The organism is Methanobrevibacter sp., from assembly GCF_045636185.1.
Taxonomy (GTDB): Archaea; Methanobacteriota; Methanobacteria; order Methanobacteriales; family Methanobacteriaceae; genus Methanocatella.
The window spans coordinates 1-10322 of sequence record NZ_JAZTXC010000164.1 but is presented as its reverse complement, the minus strand read 5'-3'; the positions used below and the strand labels follow the sequence as shown (position 1 = coordinate 10322).

Below are 10322 nucleotides of genomic sequence, written 5' to 3'. Positions count from 1 at the left end.
ACACTACTTTTCAATCGACAGTTTTTAAAGATTTTTTCATTAACCTTATTAAACACTTTTATCTAATATACTATAATGTATAGGATATAGTTATTCTAAAAAATAAAATAGGTTTTAAAATGAATATAACTCATAAACATGTTGAAGATATTTTTGAATATGATGGCAGTCAGATAAATCCATCATGGGCCTTTCAGGAGTTTGGAATTTATGGTTCTTCAATCGTGACATGGATCGGGCCGGTAAATATCACTCCGGATAACCTAAAAGATTTTGCCGATGTGGGGTTAGAAATCAAATCCAATTATATGGTTAATTTTATTTGTGAATTTTTTGACCAGCAACCAACCAATATGAGAATTGCTTATCTTCGTCAAAGACTTCTTGTAATGATTTTCAGAGAAATCTTAACTGAAAAAGGAGTTAAAACTACCCGTGAGGGTGATGATATTTTTGTTGACGGCAGAAAACTTAGTATTTCAATAGCCAGTGTTTCCCTAAGTTCTGCAAAAATTCATTTTGCACTTAATTTGGAAGATAAGGGAACACCTAGTGATGTTGAAACTATAGGTCTTTATGATATTGATGATGGCAATGTCTTCAACAAGGATAATCTAAAAGATTTAATTTTTGAGGTTGTTAATCGTTATATTGATGAACTTGAAACAATTGAAAAAGATATTAGTAAAACCAAGGTGTTATTATGAAGATTTTAATTAATGGTATACAATCTAATTTAAGATTCTCATCCGCCCATATTATTCCTGGCCATGAATCTTGTGGATTTATCCATGGCCATTCCTATTTCGTTGATGTGGAAATTGAAGGAGAAAGAGCAGGAGATTTTGAATTTGTAGTTGATTTTAAAGATGTAAAAAAATATACTAAAGCACTCTGTGATGAACTTGATCACAGGCTTTTAATTCCGGTATACAATACCTTAATTGATATTAAGGATTTTGACAAGGAATCAAATTCAATTTTTGATTTGAAAAAAGAGAAAACAGTATTCTTTAAAATTGATGGTAAAGGTTATTCAATACCTTCTGTTGATTGTGTATTCTTGCCACTTCCTTATACTTCTGCTGAAGAGTTATCTCAATTTTTTGCAGAAACATTGGCTCGTAAATTGGCTGAAACCTATGATAATTTGGAATATATTTCAGTTTGTGTCAATGAAGGTATTGGTCAGGGAGCTCAGTATAAGAAAGAGTTTGTGGAGTAAAAATGAAAGCTCCAATTATTGAAATATTTTCTTCTTTTCAAGGAGAAGGTGTTCTAATAGGTCAAAGACAGATTTTTGTACGTTTTGCTGGCTGTAACTTAAATTGCAGTTATTGTGATACTAAAAACAGCATTTCTAAAAATGATGGTGTGCTTATGACACCTGCTCAAGTTGTGTCAAAAATCGAAAGTATTTTAACCCCTGACTGTCATACTATATCTTTTACGGGTGGTGAACCATCATTATATCCGGAATTTATTAATGAAGTTTCAAAACTTACAAATCTTGATATAATGCTTGAGACTAACGGTACACTACCGGAAAATATTGATTCAATTGACAATTTAGATATTGTTTCACTTGATATAAAGCTCAAAGAGCAATTTAATGGCGATTTTGAAGAAGATATTTTTTTAAATGAAATTAAATCACTAAATTTATTAATAGAAAAATCTATAAATGTATATTGTAAATTAGTTATTTTGCCATGCTTAAAAATAGAATCATTTGAAGAGGTAATTAAAAAAATTGATGATGAGATAATTTATAAGAATGACCTTCAGTTTATCATTCAGCCTTCTAGTCCTTTAAGTGATTGGAAAGGTATTTCTAATTCTTTATTTGAATTTTCAGAGATTGTTGGTAAATATTTTAAGGTTTCCACTATTCCTCAAATTCATAAAATTTTGAATATTGAGTAAAATGATTTTATTTTAGCTATTATGATTACAATAAAGAGGTGTATAAATGAAAGAAAAAACATCCATTAACTTAAGAAAATCAATGAATAGAGGCTCTGTTGAACAAGAAACTAAAATTCATGATAAGCAAGGAGAAATTATGAAAATAGCATCCAAAGATGTTGTATCCATTCCTCCTTCCAAAAGTATCAAAGATACTGCTAAAGTAATGATGGAACACCAATTCAGAAGGTTACCAATTACTGATCCAGGATCTGGTAAAATTTTAGGTTTTGTTACAGTAATGGATATATTAGATTTCTTTGGCGGGGGAGACAAATTTAATATTATTGAAAAGAAATACCAAGACAACTTTTTAGCAGCTATAAATGAGCCTGTCCGTGAAATTATGTCACGTGAAGTTATTGCTTTATCCGACAAATCTTCAATCAATGAAGTCGTTGATGTAATGTTGGCTAATCAAATTGGGGCTCTTCCTCTTGTAGATGCTGATGATAAACTCAGTGGAATTGTAACCGAAAGAGATATTGCATTATCTCTTGCAACAGAGATTGATGATAGGACTGCACAGGATTATATGACTACAAAAGTGTTCAATACCACTCCAGGTACTCCAATCGAAAGTGCATGTAAGATTATGGTTAGGAATGGATTAAGAAGAATTCCTATTGTCGGTGGAGAAGCTGACATTTCTAAAGCAGCTAAAAAATTATTGGGTATTGTAACTTCAACTGACATTATTCGTTTCTTTAATACTAAAGAATTCTTTGATAATTTAAATTCAAATGCTGCTAGTGAAATATTAGAGCAAACAAAATTATCTGACATTATGGTTGAAGATGCTATTACTGCTGAGCCAGAAGACACTATTGGTGAAATCTGTGAATTATTTAAGATAAGTAATATTGGTGGTGTACCAGTAATTAAAAATGATGTTGTAATTGGTATTATAACTGAAAGAGATATTTTAAGAGCTGTTAAAGGATTATAATGGAGGCAGACAATGCAAATCAAAAATTTAATGTCCACATCATTAATTACTATAGATAAAGATCAAAGTCTTGCTGATGCTTTAAAATTACTTAGGAAAAATAGAATTTCACGTCTTCCAGTTCTCAATAATAAAGAATTGGTTGGTATAGTTTCTGAAAGAGACATCGCGAAAAAACTTGGTTCTTCAAAATATGAAAGTATGCCTGCTTCAAGGCTTCATGTTTCATCTGTAATGGTTAAAGACATTATTTCTGTTCCACAATCAATGCGTTTAGCTGAAGTAGCTAACATCATGCTTGAAAATGGAATAGGATCCGTGCCTGTTATGGATAATGATGAAATGATTGGTATTGTTTCAAAAGCTGACTTTGTAACATTGGCTATCGATGGTGAATACGATAACATTTGCACTAAAGAAGTAATGACTAAAGGAATTATTTCTGTTTCACCGTCTGAAAGGCTCATTCATGCAAGAAGAGTAAGTATAGATTCCAATGTCGGTAGACTTCCAGTCATTGATGATGAAGAATTAGTTGGAATGATTACTTCTAAAGATTTAATGAGAGCATTCATTGACTTTAGGAAAAAAGTTCCAGAAAAATATCAAAAATCTCAAATTAAAGAAGTATTGGTTGAAGATATCATGTCCAGAAATCCTCTTGTTGTAACAAAAGAAGATTCTATTTCTGATGTTGCAAAAATCATGATTGAAACCGGTTATAATGGTTTGCCTGTTGTTGAGGATGATGTGGTCATTGGTATAATAACTCAAACCGATATCTTAAGATTAATTTCAAAATTGGAAGCATAGTGTAGCTATTCTTCAGCTATGCTTTTTAAACTTTTTTTAGTGATAATATGGAAGAAATGATTTCTTTTCTTGGCCCGAAAGGAACATTCTCTCATGAAGCAGCATCCCTTTTGGGGGATAATTTAGTTCCTTATTGTACAATTCCTGCGGTTATGGAGAGTATTGATTCAAATCAATGTGATATGGGTATTGTGCCTATTGAAAATTCTATTGAAGGTCCTGTTGGAATTACTTTGGATTCCCTAGCGCATGATTTTGATTTGAATATTGTTGGTGAAGTTATCATTTCAATTAATCAAAATTTAATAGTTAACCCAGGAACTAAACTTGAGGATATTAAAGACGTTTACTCACATCAGCAGGCTATTTCTCAATGTCATAACTTTATAGAAAAAAATAGTATTCAGCCCCATTATGCGGTCAGCACTGCAAGCGCTGCAAAAAGTATCATAGGCGATAAATCTAAAGCGGCCATTGGACATACTAAAAGTGCTGAATTATATGATTTGGATATTCTTTTAAAGGATATTCAGGATGTTGATAATAATGAAACCCGTTTTGTCGTATTGTCCAAGGATGAAACTGATCCATCAGGCAATGATAAAACATCAATTATCTTTTCAATTTATGAAGATCATCCGGGTTCTCTTTATAAAATACTTGGAATTTTCAATGAATATGAAATTAACTTAACTAAAATCGAATCAAGACCATCTAAGCAGGGATTAGGAAAATACTTGTTTTTTGTTGATTTTTATGGTCATTATAAAGATAATATTATTAAAAAAATTATCATGGAAATTGAAGACAAAACTTATTTCTTTAAAGTCTTAGGTTCCTATCCCGAATTTAAGTAAACTATAAATTAATGTTTAGATATAATTATTAATAATCATTAATTTAGGGAGGGTAGTATGTCTAGTGATAAGGATAAACTTCTACAGATTATGGCGAGTTTAGAATCTGATTATTCTCATGGAAAGATTTCTAAAGAAAAGTATATTTATTTTCGTTCTAAATATGAAGATAGACTAAATGCTTTAGATGCTAGAGAAGCTACTAATAGAATTAGATCAATGCAAGGTAAACCTTCTGATTCTCCTAAAGATAAAAAACCAATTAAAAATGAAAAGAAAGAAAATGAAGATTTAGTTCAAAAATACATTATCAATCCAAAAAAGGGAGACACTCAAAGTAATAAGGCTCCAATGGATTCTGGAACTTTTAAACTTGTGGCTATTTTAATTTTAGCTATTGGTTTTACTGTTGGTGCAGGTTTTGGTGTATTTAATTTTGATTTTGGGTCTTTTGCCGGTACTAATGCATCAGCTATTGTTACCGATACTGCATTTCCGAATGTGGCGGATATTCATGTTAATAAAACAGCCACATCTAACTATACTTCAACTGTTCAAACAAATACGTCTTCTTCTTATAATACGTATAATGGTGGTTCAAGTTCAAGTAATACTCCAGTCACTCCTGATGATAGTGGTGGTGGAAGTTCTGTTGATCCTACTCCGACTCCTACTCCTACCCCGACTCCGACTCCTACTCCGGATCAAAGTGGTTGAAGTAATTAAGGATAATTATATTAATTTAATGGTGAATTTATGAGTAAACTTACAATAATTGGGGTTGTAATACTTTTAGTTGTTATTGCAGTATTCGGATATATTGTAATAAATGATGTTCAATTTAATAATAACAACCAAAATGATGGCAATAGTAACTCTAATGATACGGTTACTATGTTAACTGTATCTAAGGAGGGAGTTATTGTTAATTATCCATCAAACTGGGTATTATCTCAAGCAACTTCTAATAACTCTATAATTGCAATTTCTAAAGAGAGCGCTATTGATAACCGTGAAATTGGTCAAGTAAATATCAATGTTGAGAAGAAACAATTTACTGGAGACTTTAATTCTTTTGTAAATAGTTCATACACTAATATTCATGCAGATTCTAAGTTTAATTTACTTTCATCTGGTGAAGTTGATATTAATGGCAAAAAGGCTTTGCAATATATCTATACTTCAAGTTCTGATAATGGTGTTATGAGGCAGCATAAGGCTTTATGGTTTGAAAAAGGCGATCAGGCTTATGTTGTAATGTATAGTGCACCTATTGATAAGTATGAAGCGAATTTGGCTGCAGCAGATTATATCATGAGCCATATTCAAATTTAATTTTTTTTATAATATTTGGGGTATTTTATGATTGTGTTATGTGTTACTGGCAGTGTGGCTGCCAGTCAATCTGTTAAATTGGCAAGAGAATTTAAAAGACAGGGTATAGAAGTCAAATGTTTTATGAGCGAAGCCGCTTGTAAAATACTTCATCCAAATTCTATGGAATTTGCTACTGGAAGCAAAGTTATCACTGAATTAACTGGTGATATTGAGCATGTTAAATATTCTCAAGAGGATTTAATACTTGTTGCTCCAGCTACTGCAAATACAATTAGTAAATTTGCATATAAAATAGCGGACAATCCTATTTCTACTTTATTAATTACCGCATATGGACATGATACTCCGATTTTATTTGTTCCGTCAATGCACGATTCAATGTTTAAAGCTATTGAAGAAAATATTGATAAAATCAAATCTGAAGGTTCTGCTTCATTCATGCCTCCTTTAATGGATGAAGGAAAAGCTAAATTTCCTTCAAATGATGATATTGTTCTGGAATCTTTAAGATGCATTAACTTAGCTAAGAAGTGATTCTTATTCGTGGAAAAAAAGTTTTAATTAGTCTTGGTGGAACTTTTGAACCAATTGATTCTGTAAGAGGCATAACTAATAAGTCTTCTGGAAAGATGGGTTTGGCTCTTGCAAAACAGGCTTATATTTTAGGTGCTGATGTTACATTGATTGCTGCTAAGGTCAGTGTTGAAATTTCCCCGCTATTTAATGTTATTCATGTTGAAACGTCAAAGCAAATGGCAGAAGCTATTTTTGATATTGTTGGTGAATATGATATTTTTATTTCTACTGCTGCTGTTTCTGATTTTGAAGTTGTAGATTATAAGAATAAAAAAATCGATTCTGAGTCTTCTCTATCAATCAGCTTAAAACCTACATTAAAGATCATTCGTCATATTAAAGAGATTAATCCTGATATTTTTTTAGTTGGGTTTAAAGCGCAATTCAATATTTCTACGGATGATATTATTTATTGTGCTAGAAAACAGATAAATGATGCAGGAACGGATATTGTTGTTGCAAATGATGTTTCTCAAAAAGATTGTGAATTTGGGTCTGATAAAAATGAAGTTTTAATCATTGATGATGATGTCGTGTCTGTTCCACTTGCAAGCAAGGATGAAATTGCAAAAACTATCATGGATGTCATTTCTAAAAAGACTTCATGTAGATGATGGTAATTATTTTTTCATTTTATATTAGGGCCCACTCTAATTATTAATTTTTAAGATAATATTTTTAATTTATTTTCTATAACTATTAATTTAATAATATCTAAAATGCATTTAATTGATAGATTTTTTCAAGCTATTTTTTAGATATGGATTTTAGGTTAAACTTAATCACTTTCGTTATTGTTGTTTCGTGAAACTTAAATGTTATTCTGATTGTTTTTTCTAAAATTATTGTTGTAATAAGTTAATGTCAATATTGCTTTTAGGTGGTTTTATATATGTTGTAAAATTAATTTTTAGTAATACTTTTTTGATAAAAAGACATTATTTTAACTTAAATGTTAAAATTCATAAAAAAGAGTTATATTAAAAAATAAGTTCACTCCTTTAGGTTTTAATTAAATGAAGTGATTAGTAGAGTGAATATACCTAAAGGATTATTTAGTGAACTTTTAATTTATTTGCATTAGCATATATAATATTTAATTTTATGGTATAAAAAGGTATCGAAGTAATACTTTTTTGCCTATTTCTTCACATTTTTGAATAAAATTTTAAGGTGGTTATTCACTAAATATGAAATGAAAATTCACTATTTTTTATTAAAAATTTTTTTCTACTAGGAATGCCATATGGTCTTTTTCGTAAGGTTCCAGTTTTATTTTTTCAATAATTTTAAATCCTTTCTCTTTTAATTTTTTTTCTTCTTGCTTGAAAATCTTTTTAGGTTTTTGTATTACATCAATACTTCTGGCTTTGAGCATTAACATGCCTAATGCATTATCATTTCCAAACAAGTTCATATTTTTCATAAACAATTCGGATTGTGTAGGCTGAGCAACATCGCAGTATATTAAATCAACCTTTCCAATAATATTCATATATTCTTTAGGTTTGGTGGCATCTCCAAGTATAGGATAAATATTAGGCCTTTGGCGTGATAGTCTAGTTAATTTTTTAGCGGTCACAGGAGAAAATTCAACAGCATAAATTTTTCCATCATATGCTATGTCTGAAATATGTGAAACAGTAGTTCCAGTTGATGCACCTAAATATAATACTTTAAAATCATTTTTGATATCTAAATTTTCTAAGCCATTTAAAATAGCAGCAGACAATTTTGACCTTCTTGGATTCCATAATCTATATTCAACATCTTCTGCAATTAATTCTTCACCATAAACACTAATGCCGGGAGTTAAATTACGTGTTGCAACTTCATTGCCCTTTAAAAAAACATCCATTTTCATCTCCTCCTTCTTTTTTTGCCTTTTCTATATCTCTTTTTTGATTTTTGTTTTTCTTCTTTTCTTTTTTTAGTAGTTTTTGTTGGGAATGGATTATTTTTTTCTATTTCTTCGGCTTTTGCATTAAATTCATTAAATATTTCTGGATCAAAATCATGAGTAAAAACATCTTTTCTTACAGCTAGGGATATTCTTCCTGCAAGCAATCTGGCAATTTTTCCACGGTTCCACCATTTTGCACCGCGAACCTGTGGGTGCTGGTATATTAAACCATATTTTGGAGGGCGGTCTCCACTTTTTAAATGTCTGAATAAGGCTTTTTCAGCACCCATGATTTGAACAGTACTTGAAGGGTAAGTAGCCAGTCTTTTAAGTCCTCCCGCATGGGATATTAACTTAGCTCCAAGTGAAGAACCAACAAGCAATCTTAAATTAGGTGCTATGGTTTCCATTTTAATGTCTATATAATTGATAATGTTTTTTCTTGTTTGTTGAAGTTCATAAATGGATTTGGCATAATTATTCATGATACCTAAATCATCAGGATTTATATCATCTTCAATATCTAACATGTCGATAGGGAATGCATCACTTTTAGCATTAACTATTTCTTCTTTAGTTTTATTTTCATAAATTAATTTAATGTAGGTTTCATTATTTTTAATCAAATCCATTTCTGGGAAGTATAGTGCATACCATTCACGAATTCTTTCAATCAGTTTAGAAATTGATTCATCTATCTCATCTATGGAATTAATTGCTTGAATCAGGTGCTTATCCTCACCTGCTTGTGCCTTTTTCATTTTATAAATTGCCAGCTTTTGATAAATGTCATTATCAATATCCAAGTCAAATTCACTTCTTATGATATCTCCTGCAGGATTAGGATTTCTTACAGTTATTTTGTCACAATTATAATCTGATGCACGTTTATTGGATTCGATAATAATCAGGTCATAATCTTCATATAATTCCTCAATTAATTCACTTTCTTCCCTAGGTATTTCTTTATTATCTATTTCAATCAGTTTCTGGAGAATTTCATCTTCTTTAAATAATTTTTCTCCAATCAGTTCTTTATTTTCATTAAATGCATAAAATCCTTTAACACTGTAAGTTACATAACATTCCATGTGTTTTATTTTCTTTTTATTTTTAATATATTTTGCTTTCAAAAACTTTTAAATTATTTAAAATCAAATATTTCTAATAATGTCAAAACAAAGTTTTAGAGATTTAAAAGAAACAATAGAATTAAAAGATGGTGAAATAGATGAACTCACCATGGAACTTGAAAGTAAAAAAGATGAAATTAACAAATTAAAATTATATTCTACCAAATTAAAATATGAAAAAAAGAATTTGGAAGATAAGTTGGATAATGAAATCAATAATGAAAAAGCTAAAATGAAAGAATTGGATGACTTGGATAATAAAATAAAAGAAAAACAAGTTATAATTGATGATAAGCAGGACCAGGTTAAATATCTTAGATTATTGATTGATGACTATAAAACGCAAATCAATGAGAATACCGAGAATCTGGAAGTGCAGTTAAGAAAAATTTCTAAAACTTATGAAGGTTTGCTTGCTCAAAAAGACCAGATTATTGAAAATCAAAATGAACAGATTAAATTATTAATAAAAGAAAAAGAAGAAATGATGAAAACTCATAAAACAACAATAATTTCTTTAAAACGTCAAAATGATAATTATCGTCAATTGCTTGAAAAGTAATTGATAGGGATGTCCGATAATTGGATGATACTTATAATACACTTGAAATATTTAGTCATATTTTCATGATTAATTTTGAGTATTTTATTAAGTATTGTTTATTTTAACAATCTTTTGCAGAAAATAAGATTAATTTATTTTAATGTTATTTTTAAGCTAAAATAATCAAGTTCATGTTTATTGTTTAAAATTCTTTATTTTCTTTATAACTGAACATAAATTT

At 29.7% G+C, this 10322-nt stretch carries 13 protein-coding genes; 11 read left to right on the top strand and 2 right to left on the bottom strand.

What is annotated here, in order from left to right; all coding sequences use genetic code 11:
• Nucleotides 1–119 precede the first annotated feature (119 nt).
• From ACKI3Q_RS09345 to ACKI3Q_RS09300, 10 genes are read left to right on the top strand one after another with little or no spacing between them, the layout of a single operon-like run.
• Nucleotides 120–707: a DUF366 family protein gene (locus ACKI3Q_RS09345; protein ID WP_407416324.1), complete on the top strand. Its 588-nt coding sequence runs from the start codon at nt 120–122 to the stop codon at nt 705–707.
• Nucleotides 704–1225 (top strand): 6-carboxytetrahydropterin synthase, encoded by a 522-nt coding sequence (locus ACKI3Q_RS09340; RefSeq protein WP_407416323.1) that lies wholly within the window; start codon nt 704–706, stop codon nt 1223–1225. The genes ACKI3Q_RS09345 and ACKI3Q_RS09340 overlap by 4 nt, the downstream gene beginning before the upstream one ends.
• Before the next feature lie 2 nt (nt 1226–1227).
• Nucleotides 1228–1926, top strand: a complete 699-nt coding sequence (locus ACKI3Q_RS09335) for a 7-carboxy-7-deazaguanine synthase QueE (RefSeq protein WP_407416322.1) — start codon at nt 1228–1230, stop codon at nt 1924–1926.
• A 46-nt stretch (nt 1927–1972) separates the two neighbouring features.
• A complete protein-coding gene (locus tag ACKI3Q_RS09330; protein ID WP_407416321.1) occupies nt 1973–2917 on the top strand; it encodes a CBS domain-containing protein in 945 nt (314 codons plus the stop codon).
• Nucleotides 2918–2929: 12 nt separating this feature from the next.
• Nucleotides 2930–3730 carry a CBS domain-containing protein gene (locus ACKI3Q_RS09325; RefSeq protein WP_407416320.1) on the top strand — a complete coding sequence of 267 codons (801 nt, stop codon included), beginning with the start codon at nt 2930–2932 and terminating at the stop codon, nt 3728–3730.
• A 47-nt stretch (nt 3731–3777) separates the two neighbouring features.
• Nucleotides 3778–4587, top strand: a complete 810-nt coding sequence (pheA, locus tag ACKI3Q_RS09320) for a prephenate dehydratase (protein ID WP_407416319.1) — start codon at nt 3778–3780, stop codon at nt 4585–4587.
• A 57-nt stretch (nt 4588–4644) separates the two neighbouring features.
• The gene (locus ACKI3Q_RS09315) at nt 4645–5304 is read left to right on the top strand and encodes an endoglucanase (protein ID WP_407416318.1); all 660 of its coding nucleotides are present in this window, start codon (nt 4645–4647) and stop codon (nt 5302–5304) included.
• A gap of 39 nt (nt 5305–5343) precedes the next feature.
• A complete protein-coding gene (locus ACKI3Q_RS09310) occupies nt 5344–5922 on the top strand; it encodes a PsbP-related protein (protein ID WP_407416317.1) in 579 nt (192 codons plus the stop codon).
• A gap of 27 nt (nt 5923–5949) precedes the next feature.
• Nucleotides 5950–6459 carry a flavoprotein gene (locus ACKI3Q_RS09305; protein ID WP_407416316.1) on the top strand — a complete coding sequence of 170 codons (510 nt, stop codon included), beginning with the start codon at nt 5950–5952 and terminating at the stop codon, nt 6457–6459.
• Nucleotides 6456–7115, top strand: a complete 660-nt coding sequence (locus ACKI3Q_RS09300; protein WP_407416315.1) for a phosphopantothenoylcysteine decarboxylase — start codon at nt 6456–6458, stop codon at nt 7113–7115. The genes ACKI3Q_RS09305 and ACKI3Q_RS09300 overlap by 4 nt, the downstream gene beginning before the upstream one ends.
• Nucleotides 7116–7717: 602 nt before the next feature.
• Here ACKI3Q_RS09300 and ACKI3Q_RS09295 read toward each other — a convergent pair.
• Nucleotides 7718–8359 (bottom strand): fibrillarin-like rRNA/tRNA 2'-O-methyltransferase, encoded by a 642-nt coding sequence (locus ACKI3Q_RS09295; protein WP_407416314.1) that lies wholly within the window; start codon nt 8357–8359, stop codon nt 7718–7720.
• Between the two features lie 2 nt (nt 8360–8361).
• The gene (locus ACKI3Q_RS09290; protein ID WP_407416313.1) at nt 8362–9495 is read right to left on the bottom strand and encodes an NOP5/NOP56 family protein; all 1134 of its coding nucleotides are present in this window, start codon (nt 9493–9495) and stop codon (nt 8362–8364) included.
• Between the two features lie 79 nt (nt 9496–9574).
• Here ACKI3Q_RS09290 and ACKI3Q_RS09285 point away from each other — a divergent pair, with 79 nt between their 5' ends.
• Nucleotides 9575–10099 carry a glycosyl transferase gene (locus ACKI3Q_RS09285; protein ID WP_407416312.1) on the top strand — a complete coding sequence of 175 codons (525 nt, stop codon included), beginning with the start codon at nt 9575–9577 and terminating at the stop codon, nt 10097–10099.
• The last annotated feature ends 223 nt before the right edge of the window (nt 10100–10322 follow it).

What these genes read in the sequence shown, in the direction of transcription:
- ACKI3Q_RS09345 (WP_407416324.1), top strand. Translation starts at nt 120, where the DNA reads ATGAATATAACTCATAAACATGTTGAAGATATTTTTGAATATGATGGC.
- ACKI3Q_RS09340 (WP_407416323.1), top strand. Translation starts at nt 704, where the DNA reads ATGAAGATTTTAATTAATGGTATACAATCTAATTTAAGATTCTCATCC.
- ACKI3Q_RS09335 (WP_407416322.1), top strand. Translation starts at nt 1,228, where the DNA reads ATGAAAGCTCCAATTATTGAAATATTTTCTTCTTTTCAAGGAGAAGGT.
- ACKI3Q_RS09330 (WP_407416321.1), top strand. Translation starts at nt 1,973, where the DNA reads ATGAAAGAAAAAACATCCATTAACTTAAGAAAATCAATGAATAGAGGC.
- ACKI3Q_RS09325 (WP_407416320.1), top strand. Translation starts at nt 2,930, where the DNA reads ATGCAAATCAAAAATTTAATGTCCACATCATTAATTACTATAGATAAA.
- pheA (WP_407416319.1), top strand. Translation starts at nt 3,778, where the DNA reads ATGGAAGAAATGATTTCTTTTCTTGGCCCGAAAGGAACATTCTCTCAT.
- ACKI3Q_RS09315 (WP_407416318.1), top strand. Translation starts at nt 4,645, where the DNA reads ATGTCTAGTGATAAGGATAAACTTCTACAGATTATGGCGAGTTTAGAA.
- ACKI3Q_RS09310 (WP_407416317.1), top strand. Translation starts at nt 5,344, where the DNA reads ATGAGTAAACTTACAATAATTGGGGTTGTAATACTTTTAGTTGTTATT.
- ACKI3Q_RS09305 (WP_407416316.1), top strand. Translation starts at nt 5,950, where the DNA reads ATGATTGTGTTATGTGTTACTGGCAGTGTGGCTGCCAGTCAATCTGTT.
- ACKI3Q_RS09295 (WP_407416314.1), bottom strand. Translation starts at nt 8,359, where the DNA reads ATGGATGTTTTTTTAAAGGGCAATGAAGTTGCAACACGTAATTTAACT.
- ACKI3Q_RS09290 (WP_407416313.1), bottom strand. Translation starts at nt 9,495, where the DNA reads ATGGAATGTTATGTAACTTACAGTGTTAAAGGATTTTATGCATTTAAT.
- ACKI3Q_RS09285 (WP_407416312.1), top strand. Translation starts at nt 9,575, where the DNA reads ATGTCAAAACAAAGTTTTAGAGATTTAAAAGAAACAATAGAATTAAAA.